13 protein-coding genes are annotated in these 15,935 nt (G+C 69.0%); 3 read left to right on the top strand and 10 right to left on the bottom strand.

Features of this window, described 5'->3' with window-relative positions:
- Positions 1 to 2 precede the first annotated feature (2 nt).
- The 5 genes from HYQ63_RS27600 to HYQ63_RS27580 are packed head-to-tail and all read right to left on the bottom strand — an operon-like array spanning position 3 to position 5,693.
- Positions 3 to 1,079, bottom strand: coding sequence for an ABC transporter ATP-binding protein (locus HYQ63_RS27600; RefSeq protein WP_179936584.1), 1,077 nt, complete (start codon positions 1,077 to 1,079; stop codon positions 3 to 5).
- A complete protein-coding gene (locus tag HYQ63_RS27595) occupies positions 1,018 to 2,076 on the bottom strand; it encodes an ABC transporter ATP-binding protein (RefSeq protein ID WP_179936583.1) in 1,059 nt (352 codons plus the stop codon). The genes HYQ63_RS27600 and HYQ63_RS27595 overlap by 62 nt, the downstream gene beginning before the upstream one ends.
- A gap of 2 nt (positions 2,077 to 2,078) precedes the next feature.
- Entirely contained in the window at positions 2,079 to 3,128 is a 1,050-nt protein-coding gene (locus HYQ63_RS27590) for an ABC transporter permease (protein WP_179936582.1), read from the bottom strand.
- Positions 3,121 to 4,044 carry an ABC transporter permease gene (locus HYQ63_RS27585; protein ID WP_179936581.1) on the bottom strand — a complete coding sequence of 308 codons (924 nt, stop codon included), beginning with the start codon at positions 4,042 to 4,044 and terminating at the stop codon, positions 3,121 to 3,123. The genes HYQ63_RS27590 and HYQ63_RS27585 overlap by 8 nt, the downstream gene beginning before the upstream one ends.
- Positions 4,045 to 4,046: 2 nt before the next feature.
- The gene (locus HYQ63_RS27580; protein WP_257232200.1) at positions 4,047 to 5,693 is read right to left on the bottom strand and encodes an ABC transporter substrate-binding protein; all 1,647 of its coding nucleotides are present in this window, start codon (positions 5,691 to 5,693) and stop codon (positions 4,047 to 4,049) included.
- A gap of 327 nt (positions 5,694 to 6,020) precedes the next feature.
- Between HYQ63_RS27580 and HYQ63_RS27575 the strand changes: the two genes are divergently transcribed.
- The 3 genes from HYQ63_RS27575 (at position 6,021) to HYQ63_RS27565 (ending at position 9,578) form a co-directional block, all read left to right on the top strand.
- Positions 6,021 to 6,944 carry a sugar ABC transporter permease gene (locus tag HYQ63_RS27575; RefSeq protein WP_179936580.1) on the top strand — a complete coding sequence of 308 codons (924 nt, stop codon included), beginning with the start codon at positions 6,021 to 6,023 and terminating at the stop codon, positions 6,942 to 6,944.
- 95 nt (positions 6,945 to 7,039) lie between these two features.
- Complete coding sequence (locus tag HYQ63_RS27570) at positions 7,040 to 7,909, top strand: carbohydrate ABC transporter permease (RefSeq protein WP_179940570.1); 870 nt, start codon at positions 7,040 to 7,042, stop codon at positions 7,907 to 7,909.
- Between the two features lie 10 nt (positions 7,910 to 7,919).
- Complete coding sequence (locus HYQ63_RS27565; RefSeq protein ID WP_179936579.1) at positions 7,920 to 9,578, top strand: extracellular solute-binding protein; 1,659 nt, start codon at positions 7,920 to 7,922, stop codon at positions 9,576 to 9,578.
- Positions 9,579 to 9,668: 90 nt separating this feature from the next.
- Here the strand turns inward: HYQ63_RS27565 and HYQ63_RS27560 are convergent, their stop codons facing one another.
- The 5 genes from HYQ63_RS27560 to HYQ63_RS27540 form a co-directional block, all read right to left on the bottom strand.
- Complete coding sequence (locus HYQ63_RS27560) at positions 9,669 to 10,850, bottom strand: ABC transporter ATP-binding protein (protein WP_257232199.1); 1,182 nt, start codon at positions 10,848 to 10,850, stop codon at positions 9,669 to 9,671.
- Entirely contained in the window at positions 10,843 to 11,901 is a 1,059-nt protein-coding gene (locus HYQ63_RS27555; RefSeq protein WP_179936578.1) for an ABC transporter ATP-binding protein, read from the bottom strand. The genes HYQ63_RS27560 and HYQ63_RS27555 overlap by 8 nt, the downstream gene beginning before the upstream one ends.
- Positions 11,902 to 11,912: 11 nt before the next feature.
- Positions 11,913 to 12,857, bottom strand: a complete 945-nt coding sequence (locus tag HYQ63_RS27550) for an ABC transporter permease (protein ID WP_179936577.1) — start codon at positions 12,855 to 12,857, stop codon at positions 11,913 to 11,915.
- Positions 12,850 to 13,776, bottom strand: coding sequence for an ABC transporter permease (locus HYQ63_RS27545; protein ID WP_179936576.1), 927 nt, complete (start codon positions 13,774 to 13,776; stop codon positions 12,850 to 12,852). The genes HYQ63_RS27550 and HYQ63_RS27545 overlap by 8 nt, the downstream gene beginning before the upstream one ends.
- A gap of 89 nt (positions 13,777 to 13,865) precedes the next feature.
- Positions 13,866 to 15,494, bottom strand: a complete 1,629-nt coding sequence (locus HYQ63_RS27540; RefSeq protein ID WP_179936575.1) for an ABC transporter substrate-binding protein — start codon at positions 15,492 to 15,494, stop codon at positions 13,866 to 13,868.
- Between the last annotated feature and the right edge of the window lie 441 nt (positions 15,495 to 15,935).

The raw sequence follows: 15,935 nt of genomic DNA, 5'->3' as shown, positions 1-15,935 counted from the left end.
CGCTAGCCAACCGGAGCACGCTCCTCCGCGAAGTGGCACGCCGACGGGTGCGCGGCCCCGCCCGTCAGGCCCGGGGGCACCGCCAGGGCCGGTGTCTCCGTCGCGCAGCGGGCCTCGGCCCGCCAGCAGCGGGTGCGGAAGCGGCAGCCGGTGGGCGGGGCGGCCGGGGAGGGGACGTCGCCGGGGAGGAGGATGCGGGTGCGGCGGGCGCGGGCCTCGGGGTCGGGGACCGGGACGGCGGACAGCAGGGCCTGGGTGTACGGGTGGGTCGGGTGGTCGTAGATCTCGGTGCCGGTGCCGGTCTCCGCGAAGCGGCCCAGGTACATCACGGCGACCCGGTCGCTGATGTGCCGGACCACCGACAGGTCGTGGGCGATGAAGACGTAGGCGAGGCCGAATTCGTCCTGGAGGCGTTCGAGCAGGTTGACCACCTGGGCCTGCACCGAGACATCGAGCGCCGACACCGGCTCGTCCGCGACGATGACCTCGGGGCGCAGGGCCAGCCCGCGGGCGATGCCGATGCGCTGGCGCTGGCCGCCGGAGAACTGGTGCGGATAGCGGTTGATGTGCTCGGGGTTGAGGCCGACGACGTCCAGCAGCTCCTGCACCGCGCGGTGGCGGTCGCCCTTGGGGGCGGCCTCGGGGTGGATCTCGTACGGCTCGCCGATGATGTCCCCGACGGTCATCCGGGGGTTGAGCGAGGTGTACGGGTCCTGGAAGACCATCTGGATGTTGCGGTGGACGGCCCGCAGGGCGCGCCCGGACAGCCGCGCGATGTCCTCGCCCCGGTAGCGGATCGTTCCGGCGGTCGGCCGCTCCAGGCCGACCAGCAGCCGGGCGAGGGTGGACTTGCCGCAGCCGGACTCGCCGACGACGCCGAGCGTCTCGCCGCGCCGCAGGTCGAAGGAGACCGTGTCGACCGCCCGGACGGCGCCGGTCCGCCGCTTGACCAGGGCGCCCCGGGTCAGCGGGTAGAGCTTGGCGAGGTCGCGTACTTCGAGGACGGGCGGGGCGGGGTCAGCCGCCGAGGGGGCCGACGGTTCCGGCGGTGCCGAGGGGGTCGAGGGGGTCGAGGCCATGCAGCTCCTCCTTCCAGAAGTGGCAGGCGCTGGCCCGCCCTTGAGCCCCGGCAGTCACCCCGGCGTCGGTCACCTCGTACAGCGGCGGCCGGTCGGTGCGGCAGACGTCGCGGGCGCGCGGGCAGCGGGGGTTGAAGGGGCAGCCCGTGGGGAGGGCGAGCGGGCTGGGCGGCAGCCCCTTGATCGCGTACAGCTCGCCGCCGCGCTGGTCCACGCGCGGGATGGAGTCGAGCAGTCCGCGGGTGTACGGGTGGGCGGGGCGCCGGTACAGCTCGCGCACCGGCGCGGTCTCCACGATCCGGCCCGCGTACATCACGGCGATGGTGTCGGCGACGTCGGCGACCACGCCCAGGTCGTGGGTGATGAGGATGAGCCCCATGGCGTACTCGCGGCGCAGCTCCGCCAGCAGATCCATGACCTGGGCCTGGACGGTCACGTCGAGCGCGGTGGTCGGCTCGTCGGCGATGATCAGCTCCGGCTCCAGCGCGATCGCCATGGCGATCATGATGCGCTGGCGCATGCCGCCCGAGAACTGGTGCGGATAGTCGCCGGCCCGCGCCGCCGCGGCCGGGATGCGGACCCGGTCCATCAGCTCGACGGCCCGCGCCCGGGCGGCCTTGCGCGACATGCCGCGGTGCACCTGGTACATCTCGGCGAGCTGGGCGCCCACCGGGATCACCGGGTTGAGGGCGGACAGCGCGTCCTGGAAGATCATCGACATCTTGGCGCCGCGGATCCGGCGGCGCTCCTCGCCGCTCAGGGTCAGCAGGTCGCGCCCCTGGAAGAAGACCTTGCCGCCGGTGACGAAGGCGGGCGGGGAGTCGAGGATGCCCATGATCGCCTGGGCGGTCACGGACTTCCCCGACCCCGACTCGCCCAGCACGGCCAGCGTCCGCCCCGCGTCGACGGCGTAGCTCACCCCGCCGACGGCCTCGGCGACGCCGTCCCGGGTGCGGAAGGCGACGCGCAGGTCCCGTACGTCCAGCAGGCGGGCCACGGCTAGCGCAGCTTCGGGTCGATGGCGTCGCGCACCGCGTCGCCGAGCATGATGAACGCGAGCACGGTGATGCTGAGCGCCGCCGCGGGCCACAGCAGCATGTGCGGGGCGTTGCGGATCTGGGTGGACGCGGACGAGATGTCGATGCCCCAGGAGACGGTGGGCGGTTTCAGCCCCACGCCGAGGAACGACAGGGTCGCCTCCAGCGCGATGTACGTGCCGAGCGCGATGGTCGCGACGACGATGACGGGGGCGACGGCGTTGGGCGCGATGTGCCGCAGCAGCATCCGGCCGTTGCCCGCCCCGAGGGTGCGCGCCGCGAGCACGTAGTCCTGCTGTTTGACGGTGACGACCGAGCCGCGGGCGATACGGGAGATCTGCGGCCAGCCCAGCAGCACGATGAAGCCGACCACCGGCCACACCGAACCGCTGGTGACCACCGACAGGAAGACCAGCCCGCCGAGCAGGATCGGGATGCCGAAGAAGACGTCGGCGATCCGCGAGAGCAGGGAATCCCACCAGCCGCCGAAGAATCCGGCGAGGCCGCCCAGCACGCTGCCGAGCAGGGCCGCGCCCGCGGTGGCGCAGATGCCGACGGTGATGGAGGCGCGGGCGCCGTAGACGGTGCGGGTGTAGACGTCCCGGCCCTGGAGGTCGAAGCCGAAGGGGTGGCCGGGGGCCGGTCCGTCCTGCGCCTTGGCCAGGTTGCCCTGGTACGGATTGCCGTCCGCGATCAGCTGCGGCCAGACCGCGATGGTGACGAGGAAGAGGATGACCAGCGCGGAGACGACGAAGACGGGGTTGCGGCGCAGATCGTGCCAGGCGTCGGACCACAGCCCGCGCGACCCGGGCGCCGGGCCACCGCCCGCGACGGCCGGGCGGTGCGCGGCGCGGCTCAGGCGCAGGCGCGGGAGGGTGAGCCGGTGCCACGGTCGGCCCCGTGGCCCGCGCTCCAGGGTCGCGGTGCCGGTGGCGGCGAGGTCCACCGGCCTGTCGGAGGGCGTGTCAGGTCGCGCCTCAAGGGGCTCAAAGGGCTCAAAGGGCTCAGGCATACCGGATCCTCGGGTCGAGCACGGCGTAGAGGAGGTCGACGAGCAGATTGGCGAGCAGGAAGACGATCACCAGGATGGTGACGAAGCCGACCACGGTCGGCGAGTTCTGGCGCAGGATGCCCTGGTAGAGCTGGTAGCCCACGCCATGGATGTTGAAGATCCGCTCGGTGACGATGGCTCCGCCCATGAGCGCGCCGATGTCGGTGCCGATGAAGGTCACCACCGGGATCAGCGAGGTGCGCAGCAGATGCCGGACGACGATCCGGCGGCGCGGCAGCCCCTTGGCGACGGCGGTGCGGACGTAGTCGGCGCGGGCGTTCTCGACGAGCGAGGTGCGGGTGAGGCGGGTGGTGTACGCGAGGGACACAAGACCCAGCACCACCCCGGGCAGCAGCAGTTCGGTGAACGGAGCCTCGGGGGCGACGGACGGCCGGGCCCACCCCCACTGCACGCCGAACACGTACTGGAGCACGGTGCCGCTGACGAACGTCGGGATGGACACCACGACCAGGGTGAGCAGCAGCACCGAGGTGTCCAGGCCCCGGCCGCGGCGCAGTCCGCTGAGCACGCCGAGGGTGATGCCGAGCGCCATCTCGAAGACGACGGCGACGATGGTGAGCCGCAGGGTGACGGGGAACGCCTCGGCCATCAGCTCGGTGACGGGCTGTCCGTTGAACGCGGTGCCGAACTGGCCGCCGAAGACCTGCCCCATGTAGTGGACGTACTGGCTCCACAGCGGTTCGTCGAGGTAGAGGTCCTTGCGGATGCGGGCCGCGGTGGCGGGGTCGGGGGCCTTGTCGCCGAACAGGGCGGCGACCGGGTCGCCGAGCGCGTAGACCATGAAGAAGATCAGGAAGGTGGCGCCGAGGAAGACCGGGATCATCTGCGCCAGCCGCCGCAGCACATAGCGGCCCATGGTCAGCCGACCCTGATCTGGTGGTAGACGGGGACGCTGAACTGGTTCAGCGTCACGTCGCGGAGCCGGGACGCATAGCCCGCGCTGCCGTTCTGGTACCACAGCGGGATGGCGGGCATCTGCCGGGCGAGGATCTTCTCGGCGTCCTGGAAGGCGGTGATGGAAGCCCCGTCGGCGGACGCCGCGTTGGCCTGGTTCACCAGCCGGTCGAAGCCGGTGTCGCTCCAGTGGCCGTCGTTGGAGGAGGCGTCGGTGTAGTACAGCGGCTGGAGGAAGTTCTGGATCAGCGGGTAGTCCATCTGCCAGCCCGCCCGGAAGGGGCCGGTCATCCGCTTCCCGGCCATCTTGTTGCGGTAGTCGGCGAAGGTGCCGACCGGTTTGCCGACGCACGCCCGGTCGCTGCGCAGCACGGTGTTGACGCTGTTGCAGACGGCGTCGACCCAGTCCTTGTGGGAGCCGGTGTCGGCGTTGTACGTGATCGTCATCCGGCCGCCGGGCAGCCCGCCGCCCGCCGCGATCAGCTTCCGCGCCCGGGCCGGGTCGTACGAGCAGGCGTCCCCGCACAGCCCCGGCCGGTAGCCGCCCTGGCGGCGCAGCACCGGGGAGGTCCAGTCGGTGGCGGGGGTGCGGGTGCCGCGGAAGATCCGGTCGGTGATCTGCGCGCGGTTGATCGCCATGGAGATGCCGCGGCGCAGCTTCGCCCGGGCGGGCCCGCTCCACGCCCGGTCGTACATGGGGAAGGTGAGCGTCTGGATGATCCCGGCGGGCTGGTTGATGTAGCGGTTGCCGAGATCGGAGCGGACGAATTTCAGCTGCTGGGCCGGGACATCGTCCACCAGATCGAGATTGCCCGCCTGGAGATCGGTGTAGGCGGTGTTGCTGTCGGTGTAGACGCGGAGGTCGACGCCTTTGTTACGGGCCTTGTCGGGGCCCTGGTAACCGTCCCAGGCGCGCAGCTTCATGACCGAGCCCTTGTCGTACGACCGCACCTGGTACGGGCCGTTGCCGACGGGCTTCTTCAGCCATGCCGCGTGGTCCTCGAAGAAGGCCCGGGGCAGCGGCGCATAGGCGTTGTAGCCGAGCGTCTTGGGCCAGGAGGAGAACTTCTGGGTGAGCCGGACGGTGAAGGTCCGCTCCCCCGTCACCCGCAGCCCGGAGAGGGTACGGGCGGTGGGGCGGCCGGTGGCGGGGTGGACCTTGGCGTACCCCTCGATGTACTCGAAGAAGTAGGCGTTGCGCTGCTTGTTGTCGAGCAGGGCGCCGTAATTCCAGGCGTCCGTGAAGGACTTCGCGGTGACCTTCTCGCCGTTGCCGAACCGCCGTCCCTTCTTGATGGTGACGGTGTACGTGCGCTGGTCGTCGGTGGTGATCCGGTCCGCGAGCGCGTTCTTGGCCTCACCGGTGGCCGGGTCGTACCGCTTGAGCCCCCGGAAGATCATGTCGAGGACCTTGCCGCCCTGGACGTCGTTGGTGTTGGCGGGCTCCAGCGGGTTCGGCGGGTCGCCCCAGGAGGAGCGGACGATGCCGTCGGCCGAGCCGGAGTCGCTTCCGCAGCCCGCGACGGCCGGAACGGCGGCCACGCAGAGGGCGCACAGCACGCACCGCACCCGCACGCACCGCATCCGCATGACGCGCTGGGCTCCGCGCATGGCGCCTCCCGAGGACCCGGTCCAAGATCCGCCTTAGGCCCTCATCACACCCCAGGGCAGGGCGGCGCGCACGCCGGTGACCGCTGTCCGTGGCAGCGGGCCGGTAGCACCCGGAAACGGCATCAGGAACGCCATTGGTAAAGCGCGAGCCGAGCGGTACGTCCCGCGCTCGGCAAGCGCTTTCTACACACTGTCTCTCATCAACTTCCATGTTTCAAGCGGGCGTCCAGAAATTTAAATCGATTCAACCCGCCCCCTTGACCGCCCTCGGAGAAAGCGGTTTAGCTGCGCCTCGACTGTGTCCGAGACATCGAGGGGGTCCGCCGCATGGACGACACCGCGCCGAGAGCCCGATGGCGGGCGCGGCTCCGCAGCCAGCGCACCCTGCTGCTGCTCTCCGCGCCCGCCGTCGTCTACTTCCTGGTGTTTCACTACGCCGCTCTGGTCGGCAACGTCATCGCCTTCAAGGACTACGTGCCGTACCAGGGCGTCTGGGAGAGCCCCTGGATCGGCTTCGACCATTTCAGCGCGATGTTCTCCGACGAGTCCTTCTGGCAGGCGGCCTGGAACACGGTGGCCATCGCCGGACTCCAGATCGTGTTCTTCTTCCCGCTGCCGATCGCGTTGGCGATGCTGTTGCACAGCCTCGCTCACGGCGCGGTCCGCAAGGTCGTCCAGAGCGTCGTCTACCTGCCGCACTTCATCTCCTGGGTGATCGTGGTCGCGCTCTTCCAGCAGGTCCTGGGCTCCACCGGCATGCTCAACGGGCTGCTCGGCGACGCGGGGATGCACACCGTCGACGTCATGGCCGACCCCGGCGCCTTCAAGCCGCTCATGGTCGCCGAGATCATCTGGAAGGACTGCGGCTGGGGCACCATCATCTTCCTCGCCGCCCTCAGCCAGGTGAACGAGCAGCTGTACGAGGCGTCCGCCATCGACGGCGCGGGCCCCTGGCGCCGCTTCTGGCACGTCACCCTGCCCGCTCTGCGCCCCATCATCATCCTGCTGCTGATCATGCGGCTGGGCGACATCCTCACCGTCGGCTTCGAACAGATCCTGCTCCAGCGGGACGCGGTCGGACCGGAGGCGGGCGAGGTGCTCGACACCTTCGTCTACTGGCAGGGCGTGATGGGCGCCGACTGGGGCTACGCGGCGGCGGCCGGCCTCTTCAAGGGCGTCATCGGCGCACTGCTGGTCTACGCCGCCAACAAGATCGCGCACAGCATGGGCGAGCAGGGGGTCTACAAGTGAGCACCAGCGCGGAACCGCGTGCGGCCACCACCGCCCTGCCGACGGGCCCGGCCGCGACCAGGGGCGGGAAGGGCGACGGCACCCGTCCGGCCTGGATGGAGCGGCCGAAACTGCCGACCCGTATCGGCAAGGCCGTCGCCCTGGTGGTGATCTGCCTGCTGGTCACCGTTCCGTTCCTGGTGGTGCTCTCCACCAGCCTCGCCTCCCCGGAGGAGGTCACGGAGAGCGGCGGCTGGGTCCTCTTCCCGACCGAGCCCACCCTCAGGGCGTACCAGGAGGTCCTCTCCGGCGGTACGGTCACCCGCGCCCTGCTGGTCAGCGTCGGGGTCACGGTCGGCGGCACCCTCATCAGCCTGGTGACCACCGTCGCACTGGCCTACGCCCTCAGCCGCCCGCACTTCGCCCTGCGCAGGCCGCTGCTGCTGATGGTGCTGTTCACCTTCCTCTTCCCGCCCGCCATGCTGCCCAGCTACCTGATCGTCAAGAACCTCGGGCTGCTGGACAGCTACTGGGCGCTCGCCCTCCCGGTCGCCGTCAACGTCTTCAACCTCGTCGTCATGCGCGGCTTCTTCCAGGGCCTGCCGGAGGAGCTGTACGACGCGGCGCGGATGGACGGCGCGGGCGAGCTGCGGACTCTGGTCCGGATCGTCCTGCCGCTGTCCAAGGCGGTGATCGCGGTCGTCGGCCTCTTCTACGCCGTCGGCTACTGGAACAACTTCTTCCACGCGATCCTCTACCTCAACGACTCCTCGAAGTGGCCCCTCCAGGCCGTGCTACAGACCGTCATCACCAAGGGCCAGGCGCTGGGCGGCAATGCGGGGTCCATCGGCGACGTGTCCACGACCTCCCCGCAGACCCTCCAGATGGCGACCGTCGTGATAGCCACCGTCCCGATCCTGGTCGTCTACCCGTTCGTGCAGCGCTACTTCACCAAGGGCGTGCTGACCGGTGCCATCAAGAGCTGAGGAGGCTGCCATGACACCCCCGGACCCCCAGCCCTCGCGCCGCCGTGTCCTGACCACCGGCCTGGGCGCGGCGGCCGGTGCCGCGCTCGGCGCCCCGGCCCTGGTGGGCTGCGCCACCAAGGAGGCGGTGAGCGCGAGCAACGTCGGCGTGGACCGGGTGCCATGGCCCGACCACGTCCCGGCGGAGGTGCCCGAACCGGACCTGCCCGCCGACCCCAAGGGCGTCGACCCGGCCTACTTCGGCTACCCCTCCCGCCTGGTCACCTCGGTTCCCGAGCGGCCCGGCAACGGCGAGACGGTCACCGTCCTGGTCGAGACGTACGAACAGCCGCCGGCCCCGGTCGGCGAGAACAAGTTCTGGCAGGCGGTCAACAAGGCCCTCGGCGTCGACCTCAAGCTCCACGTCGTCCCCACCGCCAACCTCCAGGCGAAGCTCGCCACCCTCATGGCCAGCGGGGACATGCCGGACGCCGTCATGTGCCGCGACACCATCCCCAGGATCGCCGACTACGCCACAGCCGTCGCCCAGGACCTGTCCGAGCACCTCTCGGGCAGCGCGGTGCGGGACTACCCCAATCTCGCCAACCTCCCCGGCTACGCCTGGCGGAACGTCGGGCTGATGGCGGGCCGCATCCGGGGCGTCCCCATCATCCGCCCCCGCACCTACACGGTGATGATGGCCAACCGTGAGCAGTTCACCAAGGCGGCGGGCGGCCCGTACGAGCACTGGACCGCCGACCAGTACCTGGAAACCCTGGGACGCGCCTCGGGCCATCGCGTGTGGGGCCTCGGCAACATCGGCACCTTCCTCTTCGGGCTCCGCTCCTTCTCCGCCTGGCACGGCGCCCCCAACCAGTGGCGGCGCACGGCGAACGGCACCTTCGTGAAGGCGGAGGCCGCCCCGGAGTTCCGCGAGGCCGTCGAATTCTGCCGGAAGGTGTACCGGAGCGGATCGGCGTACCCGGGCGGCACCACGGTCATGAACCCGCAGATCGAGGCGTTGTTCCAGAACCAGTCCATCCGCAGTTACGAGGACACGTACAACGCCTACCCGAAGCGCGTCACGGACGTGAAGAAGTTCACCGTGGACCTGCTCCGCGCCCCCACGGGCCTGGGCAGCGGTCCCGTGGCCCACTTCCACCCGGGCACCTACGGCTACACGATCCTCAAGAAGGCGTCCCCGGACCGCATCCGCCTCATCCTGCGCATCATGAACTTCCTGGCCGCCCCCTTCGGCACCAAGGAGTTCGAGCTGACCAACTACGGCGTGGAAGGCGTCCACTTCACCCGGACCCCCGACGGCGATCTCCAGCTGACCGATCTCGCGGGCAAGGAGAACCCCAGCGTCGTCCCGATCAAATACCTCACCTGCCCGCCGACCGTCAGCTACTTCCCCGGCAACCCCGACGCCGCCCGCCGCGCCCACGCCTACCAGACCGCCCAGCTCCCGATCGCCCTCTCCCCGCCCAACTCGGGCCTCATCAGCCGCACCGGCGTGAAGAAGACCCAGAACCTCTCGCTCATCCTCAACGACGCCACCAACGCCATCGCCCAGGGCCAGAAGCCCATCTCGGCCTGGGACGGCGCGGTCGCGCGCTGGCGTCGCGAGGGCGGCGACGTGATCGCGGAGGAGTTCCAGGCCGAGTACGAGGCCGTCCACGGCCGGTGAGCGGGTAGCAGGTCCAACGACGAGGGCCGCCCGGGACCGCGCATCGCGGTTCCGGGCGGCCCTCGCCGCGTTCGGCGCCCCATGGGGGCGTTACGCGTGCACCACGTCCTTCTCCTCGGCGAAGTGGCACGCCGACTCGTGCGCCGCGAGCGAGTCGGTACCGGCGAAGCGCTCGGGGATGGCGAGCAGCGGCACCTCCTTGGCGCACTTGTCCTCGGCCTTCCAGCAGCGGGTGCGGAACCGGCAGCCCGAGGGCGGGTTGGCCGGGGAGGGGACGTCGCCGGTGAGGATGATGCGCTCCCGGCCCTCCCGCGCCTCCGGGTCGGGCACCGGGACCGCGGACAGCAGGGCCTGGGTGTACGGGTGGGTCGGGTGGTCGTAGATCTCGGCGTCGGTGCCGATCTCGGCCATCTTGCCCAGGTACATCACGCCGACCCGGTCGGAGATGTGGCGGACGATGGACAGGTCGTGGGCGATGAAGATGTAGGACAGGTTGAACTCGTCCTGGAGCTTCTCCATCAGGTTGATGACCTGCGCCTGCACCGACACGTCCAGCGCCGAGACCGGCTCGTCGCAGATGATGATCTCCGGGTTGAGCGCGAGGCCGCGGGCGATGCCGATGCGCTGGCGCTGGCCGCCGGAGAACTGGTGCGGATAGCGGTTGATGTATTCGGGGTTGAGGCCGACGACGTCCAGCAGCTCCTGGACCTTGCGCCGCCGGTCGCCCTTGGGCGCGGTCTCGGGGTGGATCTCGTACGGCTCGCCGATGATGTCGCCCACCGTCATCCGTGGGTTGAGCGAGGTGTACGGGTCCTGGAACACCATCTGGATGTTGCGGCGGACGGCCCGCAGGGCGCGCCCGGACAGCTTGGTGATGTCCTGGCCCTTGTAGAACACCTCGCCCGCGGTGGCGGTCTCCAGGGTCATCAGCAGCTTGGCGACGGTGGACTTGCCACAGCCGGACTCGCCCACGATGCCGAGCGTCTCGCCCTGGTAGAGGTCGAAGGAGATGCCGTCGACCGCCTTGACCGCGCCGACCTGCTTCTTGAAGAGGATGCCCTGGGTCAGCGGGAAGTGCTTGACCAGGTTGCGCACCTGGAGGATCGGCTCCCCGCGGTCGACCTTGGCGTCGAGGGCGGCCACGGCCTCGTCCTCGGTGGCGGCGTCGACCGTCGTCACCTCGGTGACGTTGGGGGTGGCGGCCGCGGCTTCCTTGGCGCCCTCGGCCTTGGTGACGTCCACGGCCTTGTCGTTCTTCCCCGTATCAGCCATGGATCGTCTCCTTCCAGAAGTGGCACGCACTGCCGCGGCCCGGCAGTTCGGTGCCGTCCTGCTCGGCGACCGCGGCCAGCGCCGGGACCTCCGTGGTGCAGATGTCCTGGGCCTTGGGGCAGCGCGGGTTGAACGCACAGCCGGTGGGGATCTTGAGCAGGTTGGGCGGCAGCCCCTTGATCGCGTACAGCTCCTGGCCCTTGTGGTCCAGCCGCGGGATGGAGTCGAGCAGTCCCTTGGTGTACGGGTGGGCGGGGCGCTTGTACAGCTCGTGCACGGGGGCGGTCTCCACGATCCGGCCCGCGTACATCACCGCGATCTTGTCGGCGACGTCCGCGACCACGCCCAGGTCATGGGTGATCAGGATCAGGCCCATGTTGTACTCGCGCTGGAGTTCCGCGAGCAGGTCCATCACCTGGGCCTGGACGGTCACGTCGAGCGCGGTGGTCGGCTCGTCGGCAATGATCAGGTCCGGCTCCAGGGCCAGCGCCATGGCGATCATGATGCGCTGGCGCATACCGCCGGAGAACTGGTGCGGGTAGTCGTTGACCCGCTGCTTGGCGGCGGGGATGCGGACCCGCTCCATCAGCTCGATGGCCTTGGCCTTGGCGTCCTTCTTGGACAGCCCCTGGTGGACCCGGAACATCTCGCCGAGCTGGTAGCCGACGGAGAGCACCGGGTTCAGCGCGGAGAGCGCGTCCTGGAAGATCATGGCGATCCTGCGGCCGCGGATCTTGCGACGCTCCTCCGGGGCCATGGTGAGCATGTCCTCGCCGCGGAAGAGGATCTGGCCCTGCGGGATCTTGCCGGGCGGCATGTCCAGGATGCCCATGATGGCCTGCGCGGTCACGGACTTGCCGGAGCCGGACTCGCCGAGCACGGCCAGCGTCTCGCCCGCGCTCACGGAGTAGCTGACGCCGTTGACGGCCTTGGCGACGCCGTCCCTGGTGTGGAACTCCACGTGCAGATCGCGGACTTCCAGCAGCGGGCCGCCGCCTGCGTCCTCGACGCGCGCGGAGGGCTCCGCGCCGGTCTTCTCGATGGTGGTCACGTACGCCTCCCTCAGCGCAGCTTGGGGTCGAAGGCGTCGCGCACCGCGTCGCCGAGCAGGATGAACGACAGCACGGTCAGGCTCAGGAAGGTGGCCGGAACGAGCAGCACGTGCGGAGCGTCCCGGAGGACATTCTGCGCGTCCGAGATGTCCACGCCCCACGAGACCGTCGACTGGAGACCGATGCCCAGGTAGGACAGGGTCGCCTCGGTGGAGACGAAGCCGCCGAGCGCGATGGTGGCCACGACGATCACCGGGGCGAGGGTGTTGGGCAGGATGTGCCGGAGCAGGATGCGGGTCGTGCCCGCGCCCAGCGCCCGGGCCGCCGTCACGAAGTCGGCCTGCTTCTGGGTGATGACCGCGCCGCGCATCACGCGGGCGAGCGGCATCCAGCCGAAGGTGGCGAGGGCGAGCACCACGGTCCAGATGGTGCGGTGGGTGAACGCCTGGAGCAGCACCATGCCGCCGAGCAGCAGCGGGATGCCGAAGAAGATGTCGGTGAGCCGGGAGAGCAGGGTGTCGAGCCAGCCGCCGAAGTATCCGGCCAACATGCCGATCAGACCGCCGACGAGGGTGACCCCGAGGGTCACGCAGAAGCCGATGATGACCGAGGCGCGGGCGCCGTAGATCGTCCGGGCGTAGACGCTCTGGCCCTGGCCGTTGTAGCCGAACCAGTCCGGCTGGAAGAAGTTCCCCCACTCCGGCTTGCCGAGGTAGTGGTTGCGCAGATCGGCGTGGCCCGGGTCGGTGCTGGTGAACAGGCTGGGCACGGCGGCCATGAGCACGAAGAGCACGAGCAGCACGGCGGAGACCCAGAAGATGGGGTTGCTGCGCAGTTCGCGCCAGGCGTCCTGGCCCAGGCTGCGGGCCTTGGTGACCTCGCCGCTCGCCGGGGACGCGACGGCGGGGCCTGAAGATGCGGGGCCGGCCTCGGGGGCCAGAGTTTTCTCAGGCATAGCGGATCCTCGGGTCCAGGACTGCGTACAACAGGTCGACGACCAGGCTGCTCATCAGGTAGACGAGGACGAGCACGGTCACGATGCCGACGACGGTGGGACCCTCACTCGTCTGGATGGCCCGGAAGAGGGTGTTGCCCACACCCTGGATGTTGAAGATTCCCTCGGTGACGATCGCGCCGCCCATCAGGGTGCCGAGGTCGGTGCCGAGGAACGTGACGACGGGGATGAGCGAGTTGCGCATCAGGTGGACGCCGATGATCCGGCGCCGCGGCAGGCCCTTGGCGAGCGCGGTGCGCATGTAGTCGGCGCGCAGGTTCTCCACCACGGTGGTCCGGGTGAGCCGGGACACATAGGCGAGCGAGAGGGCGCCCAGCACCAGGGCCGGTGCGATCAGCTGCGCGATGTCCATGGAGTCCTGGACGGTCGGGGTGATGACCTTCCACTTCAGGCCGAACAGGAACACGGTCACGAAGCCGATCACGAACACCGGGATCGAGGTCACGATCAGGGTGAACACCAGCACGAACCGGTCCAGGAACTTGCCGCGCATCAGGCCGGTCACCACGCCCAGGGTGACGCCGATGACGATCTCGATGCCGAAGGCGAGAAGCGCGAGCCGGATGGTGACCGGGAAGGCGTCGGCCATCAGGTCGGCGACCGGGCGGCCGGTGAAGCTCTGCCCGAAGTCGCCTCGGAACAGCCCGGTGATGTAGTCCCAGTACTGGGTCATCAGCGGCTTGTCCAGGCCGAATTGATGGCGCAGTCGCTCGACCGTGGCGGGGTCGGAGGCCCGCTGGCCGAAGAGCGCTTTGACGGGATCGCCGGGCAGCGAATACACCATCAGAAAGATGAGCAGTGTGGTCCCGATGAAGACCGGGATCATCTGGAGCAGTCGCCTCGCGACGTATCGCCCCATGGGTGTCCTCCTGTCGCCGACGCGCCCAGCGACCGCCCGTCCGTGAGGGACGGGCGGTCACTGGGACTGCGTCACTGCAAGCCGTACGACTACTTCTTGACCTCGACGTCGGTCCAGATCGCCTGCCGGAACGTGTCGAACTTGACGTTCTGCACGTTCTTCGAGTGACCGCCGTTGGTGTGGTCGAAGAAGAGCGGGATGGAGGGCATGGTGTCCTTGAGCTTCGCCTCGGCCTGCGCGTAGAGCTTGTTGGACTCCTCGATGGAACTGGCCTTGTCGGCCTCCTCCATCAGCTTGTCGAGCTTCTTGTCGCTGAAGCCGGAGTCATTGGCGCCGGCGCCGGTGCGGTACTGCTCGGAGATGAAGTTGGCGATGTTCGGGAAGTCCTGGACCCAGGCCATCCGGAACGCGCTGTTCATCTTGTGCTCGGTGATCTCGGTGCGCAGCTGCTGGAACGTCGCGCGGGGGTCGGCCTCGCACGGGACGCCGGCGTTCTGCTTGATGTCGTTGCAGACCGCCTCCGCCCATTCCTTGTTGCCGCCGTCGGCGTTGTAGGCGATGGTCATCTTGTTGCCGGGGACGCCGCCGCCGTCCTTGATGAACTGCTTCGCCTTCTTCGGGTCGAACTTGCAGTACTCACCGCAGGCGTTGGGCTGGTAGCCCTCGACGACCTTCGGGGTCCAGCCGTCGGCCGCGTCCTTCGAGCCCTTGAGCGCGGTCTTGGCGATGGTCTCGCGGTCGATCGCCATGGACAGACCCTGACGGACCTTGGCCTTCTCCGGCTTCGCCCATTCCTTGTCGTACAGCGGGAAGGCGATGGTGGTGTTGCCGCCGAACATCTGGTCGGCCGCGCGGTCACCCAGGTCGGTCTTGTAGACGTTGATCGACGACGGCGGGACCTGGTACATCACGTCCAGCTTGTCGGAGACCAGGTCGTTGTAGGCGCTCTCGTCCTTGTTGTAGAACTTGAAGATGATGCCGCCGTTCTTGGGCTTGTCCACACCCGTGTAACCGGCGTACTTCTTCACCTTGAACTGGACCTTGTGCTCCCACTTGCCGTCGACCTCGTAGGGGCCGTTGCCGATGGGGGCCTCGCCGAACTTCTTCGGGTCCTTGTAGAACGCCTTGGGCAGCGGGAAGAAGGCGTCGTAGAAGAGCCGGTCCTTGAAGGTGGAGACCGGGTGCGACAGCTCGATGGTGAACTCGTTGTCGTTCACCACCTTCAGGCCGGACAGCTTGTCGGCCTTCGGGTCGCCCTTCTCCGGGTGGACCTGGTCGTAGCCCTTGATGTCGGCGAACCAGGAGGAGTTCAGCTGGGCGTTCTTGGCGTTGGCGCCGTAGTTCCAGGCGTCCACGAAGGAACTGGACGTCACCGGCTCGCCGTTGTGGAACTTCCAGCCCTTCTTCAGCTTCACCGTGAACTTCTGGTTGTCCTTCGACTCGACGCTCTGGGCGACCTGGTTGCGCAGGTTGCCCTTGACGTCGTAGTCGACCAGGCCGCGGAAGAGGTTCTTCAGGATGTAACCGCCGCCGACCTCATTGGTGTTGGTCGGGATCAGCGGGTTCTGCGGCTCGACGTCCTGATAGGTGTACACACCGTTCGGGTCGACGGCCGCGTTCTCGTCGTCCCCGCTGTCACCGCCGCCGCCACAAGCGGTCGCGCCCAGTGCCACGACCGCGGCCATCGCGACCCACTTGGCGCTCTTGGCACCACGCATGGGTTTGCCTCCTCCGGAGTCCTCTGCTGCTACGAGAGGGGTGCCCGGAGACACGCTGACACCCCTGACAGCGAAAGGGACCGGACCCCCCAGATGTGCTCGTAGGTCCGCGCTCCCCACAGCGTGCGACCCGTTGACCCGAGCTCAATGGACCCCATGATTGAGCACGCCAGCCCCGTAAACCACACCTTATGGGTCTCGCTTTGGTCACATCATCTACGCGCGGAGCTTCGAAATCCGGACAAAACTGCCGCAGACAGACACACGCGAAACGGACTGTTAACACATCATGCGGAGCCCGAACACCGATATCCGGACACCATGTGCCGGATATCCGCTTGACGGGCGGCTTCCTGACACGACGGCAGCCCGGGCTCCGCACGAGAAGCGGAAGCCCGGGCTGCCGGGGCGTACGGAGGCGTACGTCAGCGCTCGACGCGC

The sequence above is a fragment of the Streptomyces sp. Rer75 genome (genome assembly GCF_013414305.1).
Lineage (GTDB): Bacteria > Actinomycetota > Actinomycetes > Streptomycetales > Streptomycetaceae > Streptomyces > Streptomyces himastatinicus.
This window is presented reverse-complemented; position numbering and strand designations above follow the sequence as displayed.

Excerpts from the sequence above, each read along its gene's own strand:
- HYQ63_RS27585 (WP_179936581.1), bottom strand. The coding sequence starts at position 4,044 with ATGGGCCGCTATGTGCTGCGGCGGCTGGCGCAGATGATCCCGGTCTTC.
- HYQ63_RS27590 (WP_179936582.1), bottom strand. The coding sequence starts at position 3,128 with ATGCCTGAGCCCTTTGAGCCCTTTGAGCCCCTTGAGGCGCGACCTGAC.
- HYQ63_RS27560 (WP_257232199.1), bottom strand. The coding sequence starts at position 10,850 with ATGGCTGATACGGGGAAGAACGACAAGGCCGTGGACGTCACCAAGGCC.
- HYQ63_RS27580 (WP_257232200.1), bottom strand. The coding sequence starts at position 5,693 with ATGCGCGGAGCCCAGCGCGTCATGCGGATGCGGTGCGTGCGGGTGCGG.
- HYQ63_RS27570 (WP_179940570.1), top strand. The coding sequence starts at position 7,040 with ATGGAGCGGCCGAAACTGCCGACCCGTATCGGCAAGGCCGTCGCCCTG.
- HYQ63_RS27565 (WP_179936579.1), top strand. The coding sequence starts at position 7,920 with ATGACACCCCCGGACCCCCAGCCCTCGCGCCGCCGTGTCCTGACCACC.
- HYQ63_RS27550 (WP_179936577.1), bottom strand. The coding sequence starts at position 12,857 with ATGCCTGAGAAAACTCTGGCCCCCGAGGCCGGCCCCGCATCTTCAGGC.
- HYQ63_RS27540 (WP_179936575.1), bottom strand. The coding sequence starts at position 15,494 with ATGCGTGGTGCCAAGAGCGCCAAGTGGGTCGCGATGGCCGCGGTCGTG.
- HYQ63_RS27545 (WP_179936576.1), bottom strand. The coding sequence starts at position 13,776 with ATGGGGCGATACGTCGCGAGGCGACTGCTCCAGATGATCCCGGTCTTC.
- HYQ63_RS27600 (WP_179936584.1), bottom strand. The coding sequence starts at position 1,079 with ATGGCCTCGACCCCCTCGACCCCCTCGGCACCGCCGGAACCGTCGGCC.
- HYQ63_RS27575 (WP_179936580.1), top strand. The coding sequence starts at position 6,021 with ATGGACGACACCGCGCCGAGAGCCCGATGGCGGGCGCGGCTCCGCAGC.